The organism is Chryseobacterium sp. HNCC26DJ239 (assembly GCF_057180445.1).
Map to the genome: position 1 here is coordinate 41,585 of NZ_JBXUGJ010000008.1, position 22,156 is coordinate 63,740.

The following is a 22,156-nucleotide window of genomic DNA, read 5'->3' on the forward strand; positions in this document are numbered from 1 at the left end:
TTCATATTATTTTAATGATGATACATTTTATAAGAATGTTTAACGAGATGAAAATCCCCATTGAAAAGTAATGAAATAAAGAATTAACAGTCGATTTTTTTTTAAACATAATGACAATCCATATTCAATTATATTATCTAATAAAAATAAAACTTTAACAAGTTATAACAAATAATTATAATTTTTTAAGAATCTACGGCATTTTTATTGCTTCTTATAGAAACGATTCTCATGTTTAATTTGAGTTTTCATGGTTATTAGTTTTTACCTAGCTTCGGCTAGGTTTTTTTATTTTCAAATCTCCTCTGTTATTTTTTTCTTTATAAAAAAACTTTAAATACCACACTTTTATCATTTCGCAACGAAGGGCACACTCCTTGTAAAGTGAATAGTACCAAAAAAATATTAATATGGACAATACGAAAACAGTTTCAGTATTAAACGATTTACTGAACATTACGAACGACAGAATTCAGGGATTTTCAAAAGTTGAAGACAAAGTATGGGATCATTATCCTGTTTTGCGCACCGATTACGATGAAATGGTTTCGCAGTCTTTAAATATGAAAAATGAATTATCTGATCTGATCACAGAACGTGGCGGAGATCCCGACAATTCGGGTTCTGCAGCGGGATCTATACATCGTGCATGGATAGATGTGAAAAATGCTTTTGCTGGCGATAACGCCTCTGCAAGTTTGGGAAATGTGGTATATGGAGAGAAAGCTGCAATCGACGCTTATCAGGACGCTTTAGACAGCGGAAATCTCTGCTCGGAAAGCACTCACGTAGTACTCGATCAACTGCAAAATCTAAAAGCTTCTTACCATAAATTTAAAAATTTGGAAGAGCTGAAAAATTAAAAAGAAAAAGGCATTCATTCTCTAGAGTGAATGCCTTTTTTTATGTAAACTAAAATCATAATTGATTTTTGATTTAAACTAGATCAAATTTTTTAAAAGTTTGTGAATCTAAATTCCTTCAAAAAAAACTATATTAAAGTACAGCGGTTAAAAGCACACATTCAGCTATATTTGGCTCATTAACTAAGGTTTTTTAACTGTATGATGGTGAAAAATATAGGACATAAAAAAGCAATAGCACGAAAGAAAAACAATCTCACCAGAGTAAAACTTGCTCAAATTTTACAGATACCTTTCTTAACGTTAAAAAAATGGTATCACGAAGATTTGTTTAAAAACTATAATTTACAGAATTTCAGCTTTATAGATAAAGTAGCTTCTCGAAAGTACTGTAAAATTTCATAGAAGTAAATTGTTTGAAAAGATTGGCTCTACAAACATAAATGAAGCAATTTCTTTTGTTTTTCTAATCATCTGATTTAAAAATTCAACCACAAAAAATACAAAAATTAATAGCATATATTACCTGGTTTTTACATCGGGAGTTTTGAGTTGAACGGCAGAAAATATTCAACTCAACATCTTACTTCTGCTACATTCTACTCTTTTCTGCATCTGATTTAGAAAGAATAATAGGTTGAATGTTTTGTTCATTTTGTGATAACTTTAATTGATTAATAAATTACTTTTTGTTACCACTTTTTGCAAGATGTACAATCACTAAACAGCCTATTAGGCGGGTTTTCCAGAAATTTCAGTGACCTGTTTTACTATTTTCAAATAGGTCACTAAATAGGTCACTTTTATTTTGATATATTTTGATATATTTTGACACTATATCAAAAAAAAACGCTGTAAACATTATGTTTACAGCGTTTTAGCTTATTTTGGTTTCCCAACTGGCGGAGAGTGAGGGATTCGAACCCCCGGACCTGTTACAGTCAACAGTTTTCAAGACTGCCGCAATCGACCACTCTGCCAACTCTCCTTACTTGCTACGATCTCTCGTTTTCAGTGGTGCAAAAATAGGAAGTTTTTTGTATTCTACAAACTTTTTCAAAGAAAATTTTAAAATTTATTTTCTTAAAATAGCTTTCCAGTTGAATATTAAGGATTTAAATATCATCAAATTTTCCGAGAAAATTTTTGATAGTTTCTAAAACACCAAAATTATCATTAGAACATGCTTCATATTTGGCCACCTCTTTTACAGATGGGTGTGCATTTTTCATTGCAAAAGAATATTGCGCATTCTTGAGCATTTCAATATCATTCAGATAATCGCCAAATGCCATCGTTTGCTCGGGAAGAATGCTTAATGATTGCTGTAGTTTTTCTATGGCAATACCTTTATTGGTGTGCTTGTTCATAATATCTAGCCAGTTTTTACCAGAAACTACCACTACTAACTCTTCGTTTTCAAACTTTTTCAAAGCAGGATAAAGGTATTCTTCTGAACTTATAGGATGATAAACCGCGATTTTAAACACAGAATCGTCAACGATTTCTGTAAGATCTTCTCTCTTCTTATTTTTAATGTAATAACGACTAAAATATTCTACAAAACCTTCATCATCACTTTCATAATAAGAGCTTTCTTTTGCGCTTAAAACAGCTCTTGCATCTGGAATTTCTCTTATTGTTTTTATAATATCCGAAATAGAGTTTTGACTAAGGCGATCCGCAAAAATTTCTTGATTTTGATACACAACATAGCCTCCATTTTCTGCAATAAAACCTATTTCATGTTCAATATCGCCAAAATATTTTGTAATTCCGGACATCTGTCTTCCACTTGCTGGAACAAAAACAATGTTCCTTTTCTTAAGTTCTTGGTAAACTTCAGGGAAATCTGGGCTTACTTCGTATTTAGAATTCAGAAAAGTTCCATCCATGTCGGTTACAATCATTCTAATATCGTTCATTTTCATATTTTCTGTTCAAAGGTTTAGAATTCTATACAAATATATCTTTTAATATTGAGTATCCCATTTCTATTATGTTAAGTTTTAGCCAAAAACAAGCTTCCTCTCTCCTATTTATTCAATTAAATGATTGAATTCCTTCCTGTATTGAGATGGGCTTTTCTTCATATATTCTTTAAATGTTTTGTTGAAATAACTAAAATTGTTAAATCCAGATTCAAAGCAAACATCCGTAATGCTTAAAGGTTGTTCTGCGAGTAATTTTAGAGCATGAGTAATTCGATATTCGTTCACAAATTGCGTGAATGTTTTATTGGTAATTTTTTTAAAATATCGGCAAAAAGAAGGCACTTTCATCGCTGCTAAATTTGCAACTTCTTCTAAAGTGATTGGGTCTTTAAAATGATCTTTTACGTAATTAAAAATAACATTAATTCGTTCATTATCCTCAATCTGAGTTTGCAGATAATATTTCCCTGCATTTAAAACTTTATATTCTTGTGTTGTTGCGAGAATTTCTATAATTTCTAAAAACTTCAAAAGCCTTTCCAAAGAAGAAAGCTCATGCATTTCCACAATCTTTTTACCCACCATTTTTTTTAATTGATCTGAAAAAACAATCCCTGCTTTAGCTCTTTCCAACAAGCTTACGATTTTTTGCATTTCAGGAATTTCCCAAATAGAATCACCTAAAAAATCTGGCTTGAACTGAAGAACCATTTCGTAATCGTTATTGGTATTTTCGTTGGTCATACCACAATGAGGCAAATTGCTTCCTATTAAAACCAAATCACCATCTGAAAAATAAGAAATATTACTTCCAATTTGTCTTTTCCCAGAACCGCCGCAAACAAAAATTAGCTCAATTTCTGGATGATAATGCCAAACATGAGATTTTAAGTTTTCATTTTTTAAAAACTTTAAACTTGTGAAACTACTGCCAATATTGGGTTTTATCGCTTCGAATGATGGATTGGAATGTTTCATCTTTACGCTTTTTACACATATACAAAATTAACAATTTTATTTAATCATATTAATAATGAAGTTAAAATAGCACATAAATATGAAAACATGATGGTAGAATAAATACATTCACTGAAGTAATTTTGCCTTATAATTAACTGATACTAAAGCCTATTATTATGAAAAGTTTATTAAAATCTATTTTGCTTACCGGTTCACTATTAATTTCGGGAAGTTTTATGAGCAAAGACAAAGATTTTTCTTTATCTATTGGCGCAATTACGTCTACCACATTAAATTTTGAAGTAATGAATGCGGAAAATATTTCCCTTTCTATTTACAGCGACAAAAGTGGTGAAGTATTTTCGGAAAAAATAGAGGCTGCGAATACTGTTATAAAATCTTATGACTTAAGAACTCTAGAAATGGGAACATATTATCTGATAGCAGAATCTGATAATAAAGTTGAAAAATATAAAATCTCTATCGACTACCAAAATAAAGTAAGCATCGATAAGAAACCTGTATCGCAGATTAAAAAACCTTCTTATACCATTTCAGAAAACTCTGTAAATCTAGTGATGGAAAGTCTACAAAATCCTGCTACAGTTTCTGTAAGCGATTTTGCCGGTAATGTTTATTACAACGAAATAAAAAATACAGAAGGAGGAAATCTTTCCCTTATTTTTAAACTAAATCCTTTGATCGCAGACAAATACATAATTAGCGTAGAGGAAGACGGCAATATTTTCACAAAAATAATTTCTTTGAAATAGTAGTATTTCAAAAAAATCAAAAATTTTATATAGTTTCTTAAAATCAAGTTGGCTCTGAGTTTCAGTATCCAGCTTGATTTTTCTTTTTTATTCGAAGCAATCTAAAAAAAGAGACTATTTAATGAGCTTAGTGTAATTTTTTTTAAAAATTTTGGGATCAAACCTGTAATATCTTGCTGCACGATGCGCTACATTGATCTCGATCTCATCAAGCGGAATTATGTATTGAAATGATGATATTTTTTTATGAAAATTCTTAATATCGATATACTTTTCACTAATGGCACTGTACAACTGATATAATTGTCTAATGGTAAATTTTTTAGGCAAAAGTTCAAATATGATAGAAAAATCAGATTCTATCCACTTTCTTATTTCTACAAGTGCCTCTTTGATGATTTTATTATGATCAAAAGGTAAATCTGGAACACTTTCAATAGGAAACCAATCTACAGTTTCGTACTTGGTACTATTTATTTTTCTATCTATTTTACACAGAGAAAGATAAGCAACCGTGATGATTCTATCGATATGATGGCTGTACTCTTTGTCCATCCATTTTACATCGCTTTCATTAGCACGATTGGGATCTGCAAAACATTTAAACTGTTTTAAAACCATTTTCTTAATCCCTGTAAGCTCCGTAAGTACTCTTTGTGCGGCATCATCTACATCTTCATTGCTCATAATTAAACTACCTGGAAGTTTCTTGCTTTTTTCGTCTGGTGTATCTTCAAAATGCTTTTGCACCAAAAGAATGTTGAGCCTGTTTTCGTTGTCGAATCCAAAAACAACACAGTCTACAGAAACATAGGTATGAATAAAATTGGGGATCATGGTTATTAATATTTTCGTAATATCACAAATATAAAAAATCCATTTAATTAATGAATAGGATTTACTTATATATTGTTTATCAAGTAATTATATATCTATTTTATATGATACAAAAGCTTAAAATTTTATGATAAGCCCCTTCATTTCTCACATATATTTTAATCAGAAAAACGATCATTTACAATTATTTAAAGCTTTTACTTATCATAAAAATAAAATTCATTATTTCGTGAAAATAATGATAATTATCTGGCTTCATTTTAACGAAAAACCACTTCAAAAATTGTTTTAAGGCCAATTTTACATTAATCTTCTTTGTTTTATTCCAAAAAAAATCCCTAAAAAAGCAGTTAAACAACTCTTCAGGATAAAATAAAAAATTTTCTGTTGTTTAAAAATAAAAAAACTGCCTCTATCGAGACAGTTTTAAGTATTATTTTTCTTTTAAGTTTTATAACATCTTAAGGTTATTTACTTCAAGCTCTGTAAGAATTCTCCAATGTCCACGTTTAATGTTTTTCTTCGTTAAACCAGCAAACATTACTCGGTCTAAAGCTTCTACTTCATATCCTAATCTTTGGAAAATTCTTCTGATAACACGATTCCATCCGATGTGGATTTCAATTCCTACTTCATTTTTAGGCTTTCCTTCAATAAAAGAAATTTGATCTACCACAGCAACACCTTCATCCAAACGAATACCTTCCGCAATAAGTTTCATGTCTTCATGTGTAAGTTTTTTATCCAAAGTTACATGATAGATTTTTTTAGCATCAAATGATGGATGCGTTAATTTCTTCGTCATATGACCATCGTTTGTTAACAAAATAACACCCGTTGTAGAACGGTCTAATCTTCCTACAGGAAATACTCTGTAAGGTGACGCATTTGCCACAAGATCCATTACCGTTTTTCTGGCCTTATCATCTTTTGTTGTAGAAATATATCCTTTAGGTTTATTTAAAAGAACGTAAACAGGTTTTTCTGGCGTAATACTTTGTCCGTCGAAAACTACTTTATCAGTTTTCTGAACTTGGTATCCCATTTCATTAACCACTTTTCCGTTTACTTCTACAAGACCTTGCACAATAAGATCATCTGCTTCTCTACGGCTGCAGATACCAGAATTGGCAATATACTTATTCAAACGAATAGTATCTTTATGAATATCTTTGTCGATTTTGTTCAATCTTCTTTTCTGAACAAAAGATTTGTTTTTATCTTCTTTGCTTTCCGATCCTGGTCTTCTTCCGTATTTTAGGCTACCTCTTTCGTACTTATCTCTAGCGTCGAAATTATTCGGTCTACTTCCTCCTCTTTTTGGTGCGAAAGATTTTTTACCTTCTCCAGAACTGGTAATGAATGGCTCATTTTCGGTTTTTCCGAATTTTTTATCCATTCGATCTTGGTAGCTTGTACCACTTTTTCTAGAATCGGTAGTTCTCTCACCAGTTTTTGGGAAAGATTTTTTGAAGGGTTTAGCTCCGGAATTTCCAGATCTTGAAGCACGAGATTCATCAGAATTATTTCTTGTTGAACTTCTTGGTTTCTTTGGTCTTCCTGAATTATTGTCTCTGCTCATGCTAAATATTTGTGCAAAGATAGTAATTTAGTAACGAGTTAAAAATTTAGAATCATAACTTTGTAGAATTAAAAAGCATTTACATACAAAATCATAGTTATGATTACGATATTAGACTCCAATTTTTCTCAATTGAACCAATTTTTATCTGAAAATTCTTTCAGCAAAATTTTTATTTTAGTTGATGAAAACACGCATGAATATTGCCTTCCTACTCTTTTAGGAAATCTTGAAACGGATATTGCTTTCGAAATTCTTGAGGTAGAACCCGGTGAAGAGATGAAAAACATACAAACCGCCAATCAATTGTGGGAAATTCTTACCGAAATGCAAGCCGACAGAAAATCTTTAATGATAAACCTTGGTGGCGGCGTGATTACCGATATGGGAGGTTTTGTAGCTTCTACTTATAAAAGAGGAATTAGCTTCATTAATATTCCGACGACTTTATTGTCTATTTGCGATGCCTCAATTGGTGGTAAAACAGGGATCGATCTTATGAATTATAAAAACATGGTCGGAACTTTTGCTTTTCCTGAGCAAATTTTTGCTTATCCAAGGTTTTTAGACACACTTCCTGCAAAAGAATTGAAAAGTGGCTTTGCAGAAATGTTGAAACACGGTTTAATCGCCGATAAAAAACATTGGGAAGACTTAATTCAGCTTCAGCATTTAGAACCTATAGGTGTTGAACCGTTTATTGAAAAATCTATGGAAATAAAGCAAAAAGTTGTAAATATCGATTTTTACGAGAAAAACATCAGAAAAACTCTTAATTTCGGGCATACAATTGGGCATGCAATCGAAAGTCTATGTCTTTCATCAGCAAATCCTGTTCTTCATGGCGAAGCTGTTGCTTTAGGAATGATATGTGAAGCCCATCTTTCTTATTTAGAAGGTCTGTTGAGTTTGGAAGATTCCGAATTTATTATTGATAATATTGCAAAATACTTCTGCTATATAGATATTACAGGTTTTTCTGAGGAGCAAATTTTCGAATTACTATTAAATGACAAGAAAAATCAAGACGAGAAAATCAATTTTTCTTTACTTAATAGCATTGGATCTTGTGTTTTTGACCATCAATGCAGTACCGAAAACATACTAAAATCGTTAGATTATTATAAAAAACTAAGCAATTTTTAAAAAATTGCATTCAATTTTCAGATTAAAGTTCACTCAAAGTTATGTTAAAAACATAATTTTTAAAAAATAATTAAAATACTGATTTTTAATTATTTAAAAATAAAACCATTTGAATTTTCAGATGGTTTTATTTTTTGTTTCTCAATAAAATTTACTTTTTGGCAAAGTATTTGAAAGACTGCAAACGTCTTACTCGAAGAAAGACAGAATAGTAAAATTTAAAATTAGAAATAGTAAACATTAAAATTTAAAGTTATGAAAAAGTTAATCTTAAGCTTAGCAGTTACAGCAGGTACGTTTGCATTTGCGCAAACATCACCATCAACGTCGAACGCAGGACCAAGATTTGGTATTAAAGCCGGAATGAACGTTTCTTCATTATCTAAAGATGCAGGTCTTGAAGATCAAAGTTCTAAAATAGGATTAAACGCAGGTGCGTTTGTTAATATCCCTGTTGCACAGTCATTCAGCATTCAGCCAGAGATTTTATACAACCAATTGGGTGCTAAAGTAGAAGACGTGAACGAATACACTGTTGCAGGTATTACAACAAGAGATGTTGAGTCTTACTCTACTAAATTAGATTATATCACAGTTCCGTTGATGTTCCAGTACAACTTTGTACCAAATTTCTATTTAGAAGCAGGGCCAGAATTCGGATTCATGATTAGTGCTAAAAACAAAGGAGACAGAACGACTACTACAACAAGTGGATCTAATAGTACAACAACTACATCTAGTTACACAGATGATATCAATAAAGATAACTTAAATACATTCAACTTCGGAGTGGGTATTGGTGCAGGTTATTATTTTACAGATAACATTGGTATTACAGCAAGATATACAGCAGGTGTTACAGATGTGGCTAAAGACAGACCAAATGGTTCTGATGCTATTAGAAATAACAACTTCCAAGTTGGTTTAGCATTCAAATTCTAATAAGAAACAATCTTTATTTCAATAAAAAAGGTCAGGTTTTATAATGAAACCTGACCTTTTTCATATTTTCGGAGTATCAAATTTCACTACCTTTGGAGTCTCAAAATAATAAACATTAAAACAATGAAAAAAATCATTTTAGCACTTACAGTAGTGGTAAGTACATTTACTTTAGCGCAAGAAAGCAAAAAAACTTCATCTACAGGAGTTACATTTGGAGCCAAAGCAGGTCTTAATCTTTCTACTATTAATACAGATGATGCAAAATCTAAAGCTGGTTTTTATGGTGGTGCTTTTGCAAATATTCCTGTTGCAACTTCTTTCAGTGTACAACCAGAAGTTTTATACAGCGGTATGGGTGCAAAAAACAAAGATTATTCTAGCATAAAACTAAATCTTGATTATATTTCAGTTCCTGTAATGTTCCAATATAATGTTCTACCGGAATTTTATCTAGAAGCAGGGCCACAATTTAGTTTTGCAATCAGCAGAAAAATAAAAGGTGATGGTGGAGCTTCTATGGATGTAGACCAATATTACAAAGGATTCGATTTTGGAGTTGGTTTAGGAGCTGGTTACTATTTTATGAACAAATACGGAATTACAGCTAGATATGTTGCTGGAGCTTCAGATATTGTTGAAAATAATGATGCTGATGCTGTAAAAAATGGTGTTTTCCAAATTGGTTTAGCTTATAAATTCTAAAATAAATAAGTCTAAAAAAAGGTCAGGTTTTGTTGTAAAACCTGACCTTTTTGTTTGTATAGGAAGAAAATTAATTAAATAATTCAATCTCCTCACCTTTACCTACAGGATATTCTTCTGTGAAACATCCAAAGCAATGGTTTGCAGAACCTAAAATTACTTTCAAATTTTCTGTGCTTAAAAATTCTAAAGAATCTACTCCTAAATAATCTCTTAATTCTTCTGTGGTCATATTTGCAGAAATCAAATCGTCTTTTGAAGGCGTATCGATTCCTAAATAGCAAGGAGCAATAATGGGCGGAGAAACACTTCTAAAGTGAATTTCTTTTACTCCTGCTTCTTTTAAAATCTTAACCAGTCTTTTTGAAGTAGTTCCACGCACGATAGAATCGTCGATAATAACTACCCTTTTATCCTTAATTTCAGAAATAATAGGGTTCAGTTTCAAGTTTACGATTCTTTCTCTCATTTCCTGAGTTGGAACAATGAAAGATCTTCCGATGTATCTGTTTTTAATTAAAACTGGTCGGAACGGAATTCCAGAAGCCTTAGAAAAACCAATGGCAGCCGGAACACCAGAATCTGGTACACCAATTACAATATCTGCATCTACCGGAGACTGCTCCCAAATTTTTTCGCCAGATTTTTCTCGGATTTCGTATACATTAATATTTTCTAAAGACGAGTCTGGTCTTGCAAAATAAATGTACTCAAAAGAACAAATTCTTTGCTTCGCTTTTGCTTCATCTACCATTACAGAGTGAAGTTTCCCTGGCTCGTTTTCATTCGTATAAATTATTTCTCCCGGTAAAATATCACGTACATATTGTGCTCCAACAGCGTCTAATGCAACAGATTCTGAAGCAACAACGTAAGAATTTTCGTTGATCGCTCCTAAAACCAAAGGTCTGATTCCGTTGAAATCTCTAAATGCAAAGAATTTATTTCTCGTCATTCCTACAACAGAATATGCTCCTTCAATTTTCTCCATTGTAGCTTTAATTGCTCCACGAAGTCCTAAATCAAGATTTTTTTGAATTAATCTTAAGATTACTTCCGAATCTGAAGTTGCTCTAAACACAACGCCTTCTGCTTCCAATTCAGCTTTTAGCTCTTTTGCGTTGGTAAGGTTACCGTTGTGTGCAATCGAAAGTATAATTTGGTCGTATTCGTTTTTCGCGAAAAACGGCTGGAAATTATACTTCTTTTTATCTCCTGCAGTGGTATAACGAGTATGCCCAATTGCAGAGTTTCCCATAAAAGTTTCTGGATCTTGAATCTCTTTATAAACGTCCAAAACCAAACCTTCATCTTTCATGTTGGTTATTTTTCCGTCTTTTAAAACAGAAATACCACAAGCTTCCTGACCTCTGTGCTGTAAAGCAAAAAGACCAAACTGTGAAAGAGAAAACGTGTCCAAATCTCCATCAGAATACATTCCGAAGATACCGCACTCTTCATTTGGAGCGTCTAATCTTTCTTCTTCCTGCGTTCTGAAAAGGTTTCTTCCGTAGGTTTCAGTTTCAAATTGTTTTAAATATTCACTTTTATGAATGTCTAAACTTTTCATTTCTATTTTTTCTAAATTAGAAGTTAGATTTTAGATGTTAGAAATTAGTCTAAGTTAACTTCAATTATAATTTTAAACTTGTCTTCAATGAATAAATCATTTTCTGTATTTCAGTTAAAAGTTGTTTTAGAGGAACTATTTTAGTTTCAGAAATAAAATTTAAATCTATTAATAATTGTAGCTGAGTTTGTAATTCGTAAGTAGAACCAAACGCAATTTCAAGAAATTGATAAAATTCATTCTTATTATTTCTTCCCGCTCCTTCTGCAATATTGGAAGGTATTGAAACAGCACATCTTCTGATCTGGAAAAATAAACCAAATTTTTCTTCATTTGGCAATTCGGCAGTAACCAAATAAACTTCTTTTACTAAAGCCATTGATTTACTCCAAACTTTCAAATCTTCAATTCGATGCGATTTCATATTACATTCTAATATCTAACTTCTAACCTCTAAAACTTTACTTATTAAGTACAGTTTTCAGTCTGTTGTAGATTTCCACATACGCTTCAGTAACTTCGCCAAGATCTCTTCTGAATCTGTCTTTATCCAACTTCTTCATAGTATCTTTATCCCAAAGTCTGCAAGTATCTGGAGAAATCTCGTCTGCAAGGATAATCTCTCCTGTAGAAGTTTTTCCTAATTCAATTTTGAAATCTACCAAGATGATATTCATTTTATCGAAAAGCTCGATAAGAATTTCGTTGATATCGTTGGTAAGCTCATACATTTCATCTAACTCTTCATACGTTGCAGCACCTAAGAAAACGGCGTGGTGATCGTTAATTAGCGGATCTCCCAATTCGTCTTTTTTGTAGCAGATATCGAAGATAGTAACCGGAGATTTAATCCCTTCTTCTACTCCTAATCTTTGAGCCATACTTCCTGCAGAATAGTTTCTTACCACCATTTCTAAAGGAATAATTGATACTTTTCTTACCAACTGCTCTCTTTCGTCGATTTTTTTGATGAAGTGAGTTTTGATTCCCTTTTCGTTCAAATATTCGAAGATCAAAGTGGTAATAGCGTTGTTCATCTCACCTTTCAAGTCTACTTGACCTCTTTTCTGAGCATTGAATGCTGTAGCATCGTCTTTAAAACGTACTACAACTTCTTCCGGGTTATCTGTCGCAAATACTTGTTTTGCCTTCCCTTCGTACAACATTTCTAGCTTTTGACTCATAATTTTACTTTTCTTATTTTAGATTTTCTATTTATTTAATTAAAATTCCTGTTAATACTGCTGTACCGAAGCTTAATAACGTTCCGATAAGCACATATTCTGTAAGTTTTCTCTGTTTTGCCTGTGCCAAATCACTAAATCTGAACACAGATTTTGCAGCTACCATAAAACCCACACCTTCCCAATGATTTACCATAATAAAGGTAAAAACCAAAAGTCTTTCAAGGATACCTATATATTTTCCGGCGCTACTTAAAGATTCTCTTTGTATGCTGGTTTGGCTTTCAGGATTTGGCGACCAAGATGTTAAAATAGTTTTAATGAAAATGGAAGAAGGAACTGTTAAAAATATCGCGCCTACCAATATTTTCATAAAGTTTTTATTGTTTACAAAATCAAAACTAAACTCTTTGCTGTAAACTGATATACCAAAAATAACTGCAATATGTAGAATCTGATCTATAAAAAACCAGAGCTTTTTATTATTAGGTTTCTGAAAGCTAAGCTTTGAAAGATCGATTATAAAATGTGAGACAGCCACTAAAGCCGTAACCCACCAAAGCTGAACATCCCAAAGCAATATAAAACATAATACAGCATGGATAAAAACATGAAGATAAAGATAAGGACTTTTGAAGGTTCTTCTTTCCTTATCTGCAACCCAAGAGTTTGGCTGAAGAATAAAATCTCCAAGTAAATGTGCCAGTATGAGTTTAATAAAAATCATGTTTAGAGCTCAGAGATTTTCTTTTTAAAATATTCGTTGGTTTCTACGATTAGATCATAGTTTGCACGCTTCAATCTTTGGCTGATTGAGGATTGTGAAATACTGAATTTCTTTGCAAGATCTTCTTGTGTGGTATCTTTATTCATAATCATTTCATGAATAATTTCTGCAGTAGCCATCGTCCAACTATCAAAATCTTTTGAAGACCATTTAAGAAGAATATTAAGGTCGCGGTCTACAGAACTGTTTGACGTTTTAATCGAAACGGTATGCCCGTCGCTTTTTAAATCATTCAAAAGTCTTCCAGAATTTACGTAAGCAGATCCATTAGATTCGGTGATTTTTTCAGAAGAAAAATTTTCGTCTCCAATACCAATTGCCATTCTTACATCAAGATTTTCGTTGCTTTTTATCAGAGATTTGATGGCAAGAAAACGCCAGAAAACATCGTCTATACGGCATTTCAACTGAAACTCGTCGCCTCGGTAGATTTCCCATATTTCGGGTGCACTTCCCCATTTTTCGAGAAGATTTTTAAGCTGCGTAATCCAAAGTTCTGTTTCAGTTTGCTGCGAATTGATAATATCGCCAGTGATGACCGCTATCATTTTGCAAATATAAGCATTATTACTTATAAATAAAAAATATAAGCAAAAACACTTATAATTGATGATTATTAGCGATTTTGCTTATATTATATTTGGTATTAAAATTACTAAATAATCACCTATATGTAGACAAACCCCGACAAAAAGAGGAAAGTGTCAACATATTAATGATTTCATAGGGTACAAATTTAGACATAAAAAGCCATAAAACAGCCAGTGAGTGACAAAGATGACGCTCTAAATCGTACCCCTTTATTATGCAGACAAAAGGGAGACACAAAAAGAGCTGAAATGGCTGTGTTTGACCGATTAAAGACTGATATTGTCCACCCTGCAAACCGCTCATTTTTAGAGGTTGAATTTAATTTTACAACAATAAAAATGTAGCGTATGAGAAGTACATTCAAAGTCCTTTTCTTTTTGAAAAGAGACAAACAAAAAAAAGATGGAAGTGTACCTGTATATTGCAGGATTACAATTGACGGAAAAGAAGCCCGTTTCGGAATGAAGAAATATATTGATCCGAAACTATGGAACATTAAAGAAGGAAAAGCAACAGGGAAAAGTGTAGAATCTTCTGAAGTCAATGCTCTGCTTGAAAAAACAAAAGCAGGAATTCACAAAATTTACAGGGATGTTCAGGAACGGGAAAATGCAGTTTCAGCCGAGAAAGTAAAAAATATTTTCTTGGGAATAGACAGTAAGCAATATATGCTGATGAAAGCATTTGATGAACACGTTGAGGAAAAATTTAATCTTATAGGTAAAAGAATTGTAAAATCTACCTATCATAGATATTATTATCTACGAATCAGGTTGTCAGAATTCCTAACGGAAAAATATCATCTTTCAGATATTCCACTCCGAGAAATCAACTACCAGTTTATCCGAGATTTTGAGATGTATTTGCTGACGGTTCGGGGAAACAAACAAAGCACCATTGCCCAATATCTGATTAACCTGAAAAAGATTGTTGAGCTGGCTTATAAAAACGAATGGATTTTCCGAAATCCATTTATCAATTATAAAATAGAAGATGAAAAATCAGAACGAGGTTACCTTTCCCAAAGAGAAGTCGAAATTTTAATGAATTGGAAATTGGATAAAAGATTGGAACGTACAAGGGATGTTTTCATTTTCTGCTGCTTTACCGGTTTATCTTATATTGATGTCTTTAAATTAACCAAAGAGCAAATCCAGCTATCCATTGACGGACAGCAATGGATTATGGGAAAAAGAGAAAAAACGGATATGGATTATTTTATCCCTATGATGGAAATACCAAAGAAAATTCTAGAAAAATATAAAAACCATATCTTCAAAGATGGAAAACTCCTTCCTGTAAAAGGAAGTTTAACAGTAAATCGGCATTTAAAAGAAATTGCTGAAATCTGCGGTATAAAAAAGCATCTGACTTTTCACCTTTCTCGTCACACTTTTGCGACTTTAACAATGTCAAAAGGTGTTTCATTGGAAAGTGTAAGCAAAATGCTGGGTCATAAAAATATACAGACTACCCAAATTTATGCTAAAATGACTACCGAAAAGGTTGGCAGGGATATGGCAATTTTTGCCGAAAGCATTAAGGAAACCGAAAGAAAATTTGTGGTAAATTTTTAAGCAAATTTAGTTTTAATGCAAAAACAGGAATGGCTTTAAAAGCTGTTTCTGTTTTTTTTCCATTTATAAACACATAACCCAGCACCTATAAAAAATAAGATATGGTTGAATTTATCCAAAAGGTATGTTCATTTAGACATTGAATTCTTAAAGTTCTTATTTTTGATGTTAAATTAATATTCTATAGAGATATACCTTTCTGCAATTAATTTACCATTGTCATTATATAACCCTACATAAGATTTTTTACGTCCAATAATAATTAAAAATATTTTGGTTGTATTTAAGTTTACAGTCCTTATCTGTTGTTTTATTGATTTTATATCAATATATGATGGAGTTGGTATATCTTCTGGATGTGTGTGCCATTCTCCTAAGTAAATTTTTTTTCCTTTACTTTTTTTAAAAAGATTATTAATAAATTCTTGTGCACTCTCTTTAGCTCTATTGAAAGAAAATTTACTAGATTTATCTAATTTAGAAGGTTCAGAAGCATCAGTAATTCTATATGAATAATCATCAAGATAGAATCCTGACAAAACACCACCAGACTCTTTTTTATTGATGCCTTCTTGCTTATATTTTTCGAATATTAAAATTACTTCGGAATGAATTCGGAGCATTACTTTATCAAAGTCAATTAATACCTCCTTCTTCATAAATTTAAGTTACAAATTTTTCCATTTTGAAGAATAAACGGACCATAAGATTTACCAATTACTCCTGTTGCAATAATACCTGGACATAATGAGGAATATACAGCTGTTCGATATCTGCTGCCATATTCATCTAAAATAATTAAATCATTATCTATTTTAGGAGATACAAATGTCGATAAATGAGTTAATTCTAATTTTTCATTTATTAAATGAAATCCATCATGAAAATAATTATTGTGATGAGATATTTCTTGAATAAATGCTAACAGTTCAGATTTACCTTTAACTAGTTTATTAGAAAGTATCGTATTATCTTTCATTAAAATAAAGTCTAAATTATCTAAGGATGAATAAAAAATCAACCCTATCCCAGAAAAATCTACATCTTCTATCTTCGAAATTTCTATTAATAATTCTGTAAATTCAAGAATAGTTTTCATACAAACCTTTTTAAAAGTTCCTTCTGTTGAAATATTACTTCTATTTTACCAGTATTACCTCTCCTGTTAAAATAGGTGCCATCCAATTTCTTTATATCTTTATAATATGACAAAGTACCAGCTCCTTGATGATCATTAAGATTTACTGCAATGTCCGAATCGTTTTTAAAAGTATAAATTAGTTTATTTAATCCATTAGGTTCACAAATAATTTCTTCAGTATAACTTCTTGATTCCGAAGAAATAATTCCACTTGATAAATTCCCAAAGTAACAGTATAATTTAACGATGGATGCAGTTTGGAAAACTTCAATAATACAGTCCATTTCGGTATTACCATTATAAGTTGATATTAATTTACCTTTATATCTACCATTAAGATTTGGCACATCTATTAACCAGTTAAACAATTTCCATTTCCAACCAATTGAATCTATAAACAATAGAATTAATCCTAACAAACCTACAACACTAAAAACACCCATAAAATCATTAATTTGCTTTAGTATTTCATACTTATTAATGTAAGGCTCAAGATAATTCATTATTTTACCAAGTGTAACCGACAACACAAGAATAAAAATAATAAGATTGGTTCTTTTGTAATATTTAAAATTCATTAGATTTTTGTTTTAAATAAAGAAAAAGATTCTTTGTTCTGTGCAAAAGTAGTCAATTTAAGATTTTTAGCTTTCACAAAATCCAAATCTCCGAACCAAGTATAAACCATAGAGTCATCTTGTTGACGATTAACAATTTTGTAAATCTCTGCAAAAATTGATGTTAAAAATAAATTAATATGCTCCATAGAATAAGGCATATATGTACCTTGACAACTTCCTTCTCGTAGATATACATTTTCGTCCAAAACTCGATATTGAAAATCGGATATAAGTTCTTTCGTTTTAGAAAAATCTTTTGGATGAGAGAAAATCATTTGTCCTCCTGATAAATACGCCTCAACCCAAATAATTATTACAGGTTTAGTAATGTTATTTTTCATTAGATAATCCAAAATGTAAATTTCATATCTAGTTATTCCTAACACAATGAAAATGAAATCGTCATTTTCAAAAAAAAATTCATTTTCACTCAAAAGTTTTACTATTGATTTAGAAAATGTAAGAACTTTAACAAAAGGATTTTTTTCTGTAATATATCTTTCAGCTATATCTACCTTAAGTTTGTTTATATCAGAAAAGCCATATTGGTGGCGCGCAATATTTTCAATTTTCAAAAAATCATGATCTACAAATTTGTATTGATTGAATGGCATTTTAGTTAACAATTGAAGTAATTGCGAACCAATACTTCCTAAACCTATTATGCAAACTTTTTTATCATTATCAATTAATTGACCAGCAGTCCTAACATCTAATCTTTTTTTTTCAATATTGGAAAAAGATATTCTTCTTACTTTACTAGCTTTATAAAGTGGCAAAGCAATTTTTTCCCAATTACTGTATTTATGTCCTTTTAATATTTTAGGGTGCAATTTTGGAAGAAGTTCTTCGTATAACCATCCATAATATTCATGCTTATCATTCCTAAAAAAAAATAGTACCGACTCAAATCCTTCTTTATTAATTTTTTTTCTGAAAATACTAACTTGTTCATCTGAAAGAAGTTTGATAGATTCAGTGAAACTCATATCGAAAGGTGGTAGAATTTTATCATACACAACCTCTATTGGCTGTATTTCGTAATACTTAATTTTTTTGGCATCCAGAAATTTGAATAACCGACTGGATTCTTCAGAATCAGTGTAAAGAAGAAATTTGAAAAAATTAAAATTATATGTAAACCTTACACATTTTATTGGAGCATCATTAGTAATTAAAGCCACTCCAGCTTCATAAATAGTACTTTCTCCATTATACTGAATTTCCCAATAAGCTTTGAATTCATCTTTAAATTCAGTCTCTTTATCACTACTTTTTATTGTTAGTATTTCTTTTGCTTTATGAATAAAATATTTTGAAATTTTAGGAAGGTTAGCTTCAAAAAAACTTATTGATTCGTCTTCAACAATACAAATACTAAAATTTTGATTTACATGTGGAACAAATTTTATTGTTTCGTAACTATCCTCATTTATATATATGCTTGGTAATTCAGCGTTTTCTAAAGTAAGATATAAAATTACAGGAACATACCCAGATTCAGAGGATAAATCGGTGTCAATTTCAATAACATTCCTCTTATTTTTTAGATATGGAATTTTACGAATCTCATCTATGGATAAAATTCGACAGTTTTCAGTTTTGGAAATTTCATAAATAACTTCATCAATCATTATGCTGATTTATTATCATGTTTAAAAATTTCTTGTACAGAGAATGATTTCGCCAATTTTTCTGAGTCTTCAGTAATATTTTGACAAGGAAATCTATCTCCTAAATGTTTTTGCCACTTAGCACAAGAATCTTTTTTGCTTTCCATTTCGATAGCTTGATTTCCTGAATCTATGAATTTTTGCAGTTCATCAAGGAAATTATTTTTTACGGTAGTAGCAGAAAAGCTATCTAATAAATCTTCATTAGTATCTATTGTAGGTCTAAAGCATTCATATCTTGCCCAATAATTAGAGCGGTCGTCAATTTTTGCTTGAATATTTTTTAAAGTATCTAATAGTGATTTATCATCCCTGGAATTTGCAGAAAAATGGTTACACGCCAATATTGTAAAAATTAATCCATTCGGAAATTTCAGACTCTTATTTTTTTCATTACGATAATCCGCCCAAGCTTTTAGATATCTAATTATCCTTCTCAATTGAGGTTTTCCTTTTGACTGTTCTTTAAACCATTTCACAAATTCATAAGGATCACTTTCAACCCAACCCTTTGTTTTATGTGCAAGTAAAGGAATTTCTGTATCAATGGTAGATTCTTTCCCTTTCTTAGTTTTATAATAAATAGGTAAATCAACATGATATTGAGCAGCATATTGAACTCTTATACATGTTTTTTTATCCAATGTTTCTTGATCAGTTCTATCTTTTACTGCATCATAAATCCAGTCATGAGCTGTCTGTACAGATGGTCTATCTTCAGATTCTCCAAAAATATAAACACCATCATCCACATCATATTCATTGTTTATTGGTAAAATTGTAGTATTCATAGGAAAAGAACCTTGTCCCTTAAAACTAGCTGAATGTTTATCTCGATTATCTTTAAAATACTTTGAAATATCATCTCTAATTGATTGTCTCGAGCCTCGTAATTCTGTTTTTTTAGTAGAACTTAACCTAATAATATTATCAAACTCTAAAAATGTTGAATGGTTATCTGCCATATTTTAATGTGTTATTTTTGAAAAATTTTATTTAATAAACGACAAACTTAATAATGATATTAAAGTAGGTATTTACAGTTTTATAGAATATTCATAAAACACATAAATTTCATAAATAAACGATAATGCAATTTACGGAAAAAAAGTGATTTCTGAAACAAGTAAGTAACGTAACCAAATGATTAAAAAAAATATTTTAAGTTTTTGAGATTAGAAAAAAACTATTTTATATGTCTATTTAGAAGCAGTTGAATGAAGTATTAAGAATAGTTTGTTTTCTATTTTACCAAACAGCATTTTTTTATGAAAATGAAAATTTTTGATTTTTCTAAAATCTGCTTACATTAAAAATTTAAAAAAATAATACAAAGTTAAACGCCCAAGCTGTAAAGAATAATGCAAGGTTAAACTACCAAGCTGTAAAAAATAATATAGGGTTTAAGCTGCCCACCTATTAAAAATAGTTCAGGGTTAAATACTCAACCTGTAAAGAATAATGCAAGGTCAAGCTACCAAGCTGTAAAAAATAATATAAGGTTCAAACTGTCCACCTATAAAAAATAGTTTAAGGTTAAACATTCAACTTGTAAAGAATAATGCAATGTTAAACTACCAAGCTGTAAAAAATAATATAGGGTTTTAAGCTACCCACCTATTAAAAAGAGTTCAGGGTTAAATACTCAACCTGTAAAGAATAATACAAGGTTCAGACACTAACCTATAAAAAATAATGCAGGGTATGAATTTCATACTCTGAAAATTAGATTTACAAAAATCAATATTGATAATCAACAACTTATTAAAATCAGGATAGCTGCATTATCCTCTTTTCAGAACTCTCAAAAAATTACCCCATTTATATAGCAAGATGTGTCTTTGTACGCACAAACTTTTCAAGTTTTACCTACAAAGACGATCTTGCCTTTTTTGCAAAAAGGGGAAAAACTGCGGAACTTGTTTTTTTAGATAAATCAGGTTAAAGAATCCAAATGAGTCCAATTTAGGCTTTTTTAATCTTCCCATTTTCCAAACTAATCCGTAATAGTCTTAATTAGTCCAAACCCTTTCTATTCTATTGTTTTGAAGAATTTTAACACTCAATTTTGCCTCAGAATTTTAATCAACAGAGATGAAAAAAACGAGCTATCTTTTATTGGTCTTTTGTACCACTTTGATTTATGGACAAGTCGGAATAAATACCCAAACTCCGGAAACTACTTTAGAAGTGGTAGGAAAACCCAATGACACCAACCATTATGATGGAATTATTCCACCAAGAATTACGGGAAATCAACTCGCTTTAAAAACATACTCTTTGGCAAAGAAAGGGGCGATAGTTTATGCAACAGCTCCACCAAATAATTTTACAGGACAAGTCATTAATGTAACAGAAGTCGGATTATATTATTTTGACGGAATTTTATGGCAACCTTTCTCAAAAGCACCGATTGAGCAACAAGTTATTTTATCCTTTGATTCCAACAGTACGGCTGCTCTTACAGAGACTTCCAGTTGGTCAGCTCCAATAAATTTTTTTGCAAATTCTAATGTTTATCTCACTACTTCAAAAACCTATACCATCGGAACCAAAAATTTCGGAGGCTTAAAAGGTACAGTATTGTTCCGAAAGCTTATTGGATCGGTTGATGTGCGTTTTCAGATTTATCGTTCATCTGATTCCGCACCAGTTACCGGAGATGCGTTTATCAATATCTCGGATGTTTTTAATGCAATTGGCTATTTTCCGTATCAGATTGCATTACTGCATACCGAAAATTCAACCCAGCATTTTCCTGTCTTACTGGAAAATAACGCTATTCAAATTCCTCAATCTTCTTTAAATGCAATGTCCAAAACATATTATACTTATGGAGAAATTCAAGGTTATTCGAACAGAATAAAACCCTATTCGCCATAAATATTTTCAAAATAAAAGATGAAGAACTATGGAAAAAGAGGTACGTATTTTCATTAGGATTCAAAAAAGCCGAAAAGAAAGCTGGAAAAAAATATGTTTAGAAAAACAAATTTCCTTAACCAATTTAATCATTGATTCGGTAGAAAACAGAATAATGGATAATGAAACGAGAAAAGTATTAGCGTTCATTGAAAATCAAGACAATATTTTTTCAAAGATTGAAACGAATATCAACCAAGTAGCAAAAATAGCAAATGGTCAAAAGTTTATTTCAGAAAATGAATTACAGAAATTTTCTAATCAACTAAGTGAAATCGTAAAACTGAAATCCAAGCAGAATGAAGTTTTTCTCAACATCTATTCAATGCTCGGAAAATGATTGTGAAAA

Annotated in this window: 22 protein-coding genes, 1 tRNA gene and 1 pseudogene; 9 read left to right on the forward strand and 15 right to left on the reverse strand. The window is 31.0% G+C overall.

All coding sequences use genetic code 11. The features are described 5' to 3' along the window. The first annotated feature begins 410 nt into the window (after window positions 1–410). Both AC2A1D_RS16420 and AC2A1D_RS16425 read left to right on the forward strand, forming a co-directional pair. The gene (locus AC2A1D_RS16420; RefSeq protein WP_484044665.1) at window positions 411–863 is read left to right on the forward strand and encodes a ferritin-like domain-containing protein; all 453 of its coding nucleotides are present in this window, start codon (window positions 411–413) and stop codon (window positions 861–863) included. Between the two features lie 394 nt (window positions 864–1,257). Further along, window positions 1,258–1,341: pseudogene (locus tag AC2A1D_RS16425) on the forward strand (hypothetical protein); the annotation flags it as partial. Window positions 1,342–1,763: 422 nt separating this feature from the next. Here AC2A1D_RS16425 and AC2A1D_RS16430 read toward each other — a convergent pair. The 3 genes from AC2A1D_RS16430 to AC2A1D_RS16440 all read right to left on the reverse strand — a co-directional run bounded on the left by AC2A1D_RS16430 (window position 1,764) and on the right by AC2A1D_RS16440 (window position 3,775). Next, window positions 1,764–1,851, reverse strand: a tRNA-Ser gene (locus tag AC2A1D_RS16430). Between the two features lie 127 nt (window positions 1,852–1,978). Continuing rightward, a complete protein-coding gene (locus AC2A1D_RS16435) occupies window positions 1,979–2,794 on the reverse strand; it encodes a Cof-type HAD-IIB family hydrolase (protein ID WP_484044666.1) in 816 nt (271 codons plus the stop codon). Between the two features lie 108 nt (window positions 2,795–2,902). Further along, window positions 2,903–3,775, reverse strand: coding sequence for an AraC family transcriptional regulator (locus AC2A1D_RS16440; RefSeq protein ID WP_484044667.1), 873 nt, complete (start codon window positions 3,773–3,775; stop codon window positions 2,903–2,905). A 158-nt stretch (window positions 3,776–3,933) separates the two neighbouring features. On the opposite strand from AC2A1D_RS16440, the gene AC2A1D_RS16445 reads away from it, so the two are divergent. Beyond that, window positions 3,934–4,530 carry a hypothetical protein gene (locus tag AC2A1D_RS16445; protein ID WP_484044668.1) on the forward strand — a complete coding sequence of 199 codons (597 nt, stop codon included), beginning with the start codon at window positions 3,934–3,936 and terminating at the stop codon, window positions 4,528–4,530. Window positions 4,531–4,644: 114 nt separating this feature from the next. On the opposite strand, the gene AC2A1D_RS16450 is transcribed toward AC2A1D_RS16445, so the two are convergent. Next, the gene (locus AC2A1D_RS16450) at window positions 4,645–5,367 is read right to left on the reverse strand and encodes an NUDIX hydrolase (RefSeq protein ID WP_484044669.1); all 723 of its coding nucleotides are present in this window, start codon (window positions 5,365–5,367) and stop codon (window positions 4,645–4,647) included. Between the two features lie 451 nt (window positions 5,368–5,818). After that, window positions 5,819–6,949 carry a pseudouridine synthase gene (locus AC2A1D_RS16455; RefSeq protein WP_484044670.1) on the reverse strand — a complete coding sequence of 377 codons (1,131 nt, stop codon included), beginning with the start codon at window positions 6,947–6,949 and terminating at the stop codon, window positions 5,819–5,821. A gap of 99 nt (window positions 6,950–7,048) precedes the next feature. On the opposite strand from AC2A1D_RS16455, the gene aroB reads away from it, so the two are divergent. The 3 genes from aroB to AC2A1D_RS16470 all read left to right on the forward strand — a co-directional run bounded on the left by aroB (window position 7,049) and on the right by AC2A1D_RS16470 (window position 9,742). Beyond that, on the forward strand, window positions 7,049–8,095 hold the full coding sequence (aroB, locus tag AC2A1D_RS16460) for a 3-dehydroquinate synthase (RefSeq protein ID WP_484044671.1): 1,047 nt from the start codon (window positions 7,049–7,051) through the stop codon (window positions 8,093–8,095). Between the two features lie 255 nt (window positions 8,096–8,350). Further along, the gene (locus AC2A1D_RS16465) at window positions 8,351–9,037 is read left to right on the forward strand and encodes a porin family protein (RefSeq protein ID WP_484044672.1); all 687 of its coding nucleotides are present in this window, start codon (window positions 8,351–8,353) and stop codon (window positions 9,035–9,037) included. A 123-nt stretch (window positions 9,038–9,160) separates the two neighbouring features. After that, window positions 9,161–9,742 carry a porin family protein gene (locus AC2A1D_RS16470; protein WP_484044673.1) on the forward strand — a complete coding sequence of 194 codons (582 nt, stop codon included), beginning with the start codon at window positions 9,161–9,163 and terminating at the stop codon, window positions 9,740–9,742. Between the two features lie 70 nt (window positions 9,743–9,812). Here the strand turns inward: AC2A1D_RS16470 and purF are convergent, their stop codons facing one another. From purF to AC2A1D_RS16495, 5 genes are all read right to left on the reverse strand, one after another. Next, window positions 9,813–11,312: an amidophosphoribosyltransferase gene (purF, locus tag AC2A1D_RS16475; protein ID WP_484044674.1), complete on the reverse strand. Its 1,500-nt coding sequence runs from the start codon at window positions 11,310–11,312 to the stop codon at window positions 9,813–9,815. A gap of 64 nt (window positions 11,313–11,376) precedes the next feature. Continuing rightward, window positions 11,377–11,736, reverse strand: a complete 360-nt coding sequence (locus AC2A1D_RS16480) for a four helix bundle protein (RefSeq protein WP_484044675.1) — start codon at window positions 11,734–11,736, stop codon at window positions 11,377–11,379. A gap of 37 nt (window positions 11,737–11,773) precedes the next feature. After that, a complete protein-coding gene (gene purC / locus AC2A1D_RS16485) occupies window positions 11,774–12,496 on the reverse strand; it encodes a phosphoribosylaminoimidazolesuccinocarboxamide synthase (RefSeq protein ID WP_484044676.1) in 723 nt (240 codons plus the stop codon). Between the two features lie 31 nt (window positions 12,497–12,527). Then, window positions 12,528–13,223: a DUF3307 domain-containing protein gene (locus tag AC2A1D_RS16490; RefSeq protein WP_484044677.1), complete on the reverse strand. Its 696-nt coding sequence runs from the start codon at window positions 13,221–13,223 to the stop codon at window positions 12,528–12,530. A 2-nt stretch (window positions 13,224–13,225) separates the two neighbouring features. After that, window positions 13,226–13,831 (reverse strand): SatD family protein, encoded by a 606-nt coding sequence (locus tag AC2A1D_RS16495; RefSeq protein ID WP_484044678.1) that lies wholly within the window; start codon window positions 13,829–13,831, stop codon window positions 13,226–13,228. 390 nt (window positions 13,832–14,221) lie between these two features. On the opposite strand from AC2A1D_RS16495, the gene AC2A1D_RS16500 reads away from it, so the two are divergent. Continuing rightward, complete coding sequence (locus tag AC2A1D_RS16500) at window positions 14,222–15,451, forward strand: site-specific integrase (RefSeq protein WP_484044679.1); 1,230 nt, start codon at window positions 14,222–14,224, stop codon at window positions 15,449–15,451. A gap of 173 nt (window positions 15,452–15,624) precedes the next feature. On the opposite strand, the gene AC2A1D_RS16505 is transcribed toward AC2A1D_RS16500, so the two are convergent. From AC2A1D_RS16505 to AC2A1D_RS16525, 5 genes are read right to left on the reverse strand one after another with little or no spacing between them, the layout of a single operon-like run. Then, window positions 15,625–16,110: a Mov34/MPN/PAD-1 family protein gene (locus AC2A1D_RS16505; protein ID WP_484044680.1), complete on the reverse strand. Its 486-nt coding sequence runs from the start codon at window positions 16,108–16,110 to the stop codon at window positions 15,625–15,627. Next, entirely contained in the window at window positions 16,107–16,550 is a 444-nt protein-coding gene (locus tag AC2A1D_RS16510) for a hypothetical protein (RefSeq protein ID WP_484044681.1), read from the reverse strand. Before AC2A1D_RS16510 ends, AC2A1D_RS16505 begins: the two co-directional genes overlap by 4 nt. Then, window positions 16,547–17,170 (reverse strand): Cap15 family cyclic dinucleotide receptor domain-containing protein, encoded by a 624-nt coding sequence (locus AC2A1D_RS16515; protein ID WP_484044682.1) that lies wholly within the window; start codon window positions 17,168–17,170, stop codon window positions 16,547–16,549. The genes AC2A1D_RS16510 and AC2A1D_RS16515 overlap by 4 nt, the downstream gene beginning before the upstream one ends. Next, window positions 17,170–18,846 (reverse strand): ThiF family adenylyltransferase, encoded by a 1,677-nt coding sequence (locus AC2A1D_RS16520; protein ID WP_484044683.1) that lies wholly within the window; start codon window positions 18,844–18,846, stop codon window positions 17,170–17,172. Before AC2A1D_RS16520 ends, AC2A1D_RS16515 begins: the two co-directional genes overlap by 1 nt. Beyond that, window positions 18,846–19,850, reverse strand: a complete 1,005-nt coding sequence (locus AC2A1D_RS16525; RefSeq protein ID WP_484044684.1) for a CBASS cGAMP synthase — start codon at window positions 19,848–19,850, stop codon at window positions 18,846–18,848. Before AC2A1D_RS16525 ends, AC2A1D_RS16520 begins: the two co-directional genes overlap by 1 nt. Window positions 19,851–20,979: 1,129 nt before the next feature. On the opposite strand from AC2A1D_RS16525, the gene AC2A1D_RS16530 reads away from it, so the two are divergent. Both AC2A1D_RS16530 and AC2A1D_RS16535 read left to right on the forward strand, forming a co-directional pair. Then, the gene (locus AC2A1D_RS16530) at window positions 20,980–21,768 is read left to right on the forward strand and encodes a hypothetical protein (protein WP_484044685.1); all 789 of its coding nucleotides are present in this window, start codon (window positions 20,980–20,982) and stop codon (window positions 21,766–21,768) included. Between the two features lie 28 nt (window positions 21,769–21,796). Beyond that, window positions 21,797–22,147 (forward strand): hypothetical protein, encoded by a 351-nt coding sequence (locus tag AC2A1D_RS16535; RefSeq protein ID WP_484044686.1) that lies wholly within the window; start codon window positions 21,797–21,799, stop codon window positions 22,145–22,147. Window positions 22,148–22,156 lie beyond the last annotated feature (9 nt).

Bases quoted from the DNA above. Each gene is read 5' to 3' on its own strand.
- AC2A1D_RS16420 (WP_484044665.1), top strand. From the start codon at position 411: ATGGACAATACGAAAACAGTTTCAGTATTAAACGATTTACTGAACATT.
- AC2A1D_RS16435 (WP_484044666.1), bottom strand. From the start codon at position 2,794: ATGAAAATGAACGATATTAGAATGATTGTAACCGACATGGATGGAACT.
- AC2A1D_RS16440 (WP_484044667.1), bottom strand. From the start codon at position 3,775: ATGAAACATTCCAATCCATCATTCGAAGCGATAAAACCCAATATTGGC.
- AC2A1D_RS16445 (WP_484044668.1), top strand. From the start codon at position 3,934: ATGAAAAGTTTATTAAAATCTATTTTGCTTACCGGTTCACTATTAATT.
- AC2A1D_RS16450 (WP_484044669.1), bottom strand. From the start codon at position 5,367: ATGATCCCCAATTTTATTCATACCTATGTTTCTGTAGACTGTGTTGTT.
- AC2A1D_RS16455 (WP_484044670.1), bottom strand. From the start codon at position 6,949: ATGAGCAGAGACAATAATTCAGGAAGACCAAAGAAACCAAGAAGTTCA.
- aroB (WP_484044671.1), top strand. From the start codon at position 7,049: ATGATTACGATATTAGACTCCAATTTTTCTCAATTGAACCAATTTTTA.
- AC2A1D_RS16465 (WP_484044672.1), top strand. From the start codon at position 8,351: ATGAAAAAGTTAATCTTAAGCTTAGCAGTTACAGCAGGTACGTTTGCA.
- AC2A1D_RS16470 (WP_484044673.1), top strand. From the start codon at position 9,161: ATGAAAAAAATCATTTTAGCACTTACAGTAGTGGTAAGTACATTTACT.
- purF (WP_484044674.1), bottom strand. From the start codon at position 11,312: ATGAAAAGTTTAGACATTCATAAAAGTGAATATTTAAAACAATTTGAA.
- AC2A1D_RS16480 (WP_484044675.1), bottom strand. From the start codon at position 11,736: ATGAAATCGCATCGAATTGAAGATTTGAAAGTTTGGAGTAAATCAATG.
- purC (WP_484044676.1), bottom strand. From the start codon at position 12,496: ATGAGTCAAAAGCTAGAAATGTTGTACGAAGGGAAGGCAAAACAAGTA.
- AC2A1D_RS16490 (WP_484044677.1), bottom strand. From the start codon at position 13,223: ATGATTTTTATTAAACTCATACTGGCACATTTACTTGGAGATTTTATT.
- AC2A1D_RS16495 (WP_484044678.1), bottom strand. From the start codon at position 13,831: ATGATAGCGGTCATCACTGGCGATATTATCAATTCGCAGCAAACTGAA.
- AC2A1D_RS16500 (WP_484044679.1), top strand. From the start codon at position 14,222: ATGAGAAGTACATTCAAAGTCCTTTTCTTTTTGAAAAGAGACAAACAA.
- AC2A1D_RS16505 (WP_484044680.1), bottom strand. From the start codon at position 16,110: ATGAAGAAGGAGGTATTAATTGACTTTGATAAAGTAATGCTCCGAATT.
- AC2A1D_RS16510 (WP_484044681.1), bottom strand. From the start codon at position 16,550: ATGAAAACTATTCTTGAATTTACAGAATTATTAATAGAAATTTCGAAG.
- AC2A1D_RS16515 (WP_484044682.1), bottom strand. From the start codon at position 17,170: ATGAATTTTAAATATTACAAAAGAACCAATCTTATTATTTTTATTCTT.
- AC2A1D_RS16520 (WP_484044683.1), bottom strand. From the start codon at position 18,846: ATGATTGATGAAGTTATTTATGAAATTTCCAAAACTGAAAACTGTCGA.
- AC2A1D_RS16525 (WP_484044684.1), bottom strand. From the start codon at position 19,850: ATGGCAGATAACCATTCAACATTTTTAGAGTTTGATAATATTATTAGG.
- AC2A1D_RS16530 (WP_484044685.1), top strand. From the start codon at position 20,980: ATGAAAAAAACGAGCTATCTTTTATTGGTCTTTTGTACCACTTTGATT.
- AC2A1D_RS16535 (WP_484044686.1), top strand. From the start codon at position 21,797: ATGGAAAAAGAGGTACGTATTTTCATTAGGATTCAAAAAAGCCGAAAA.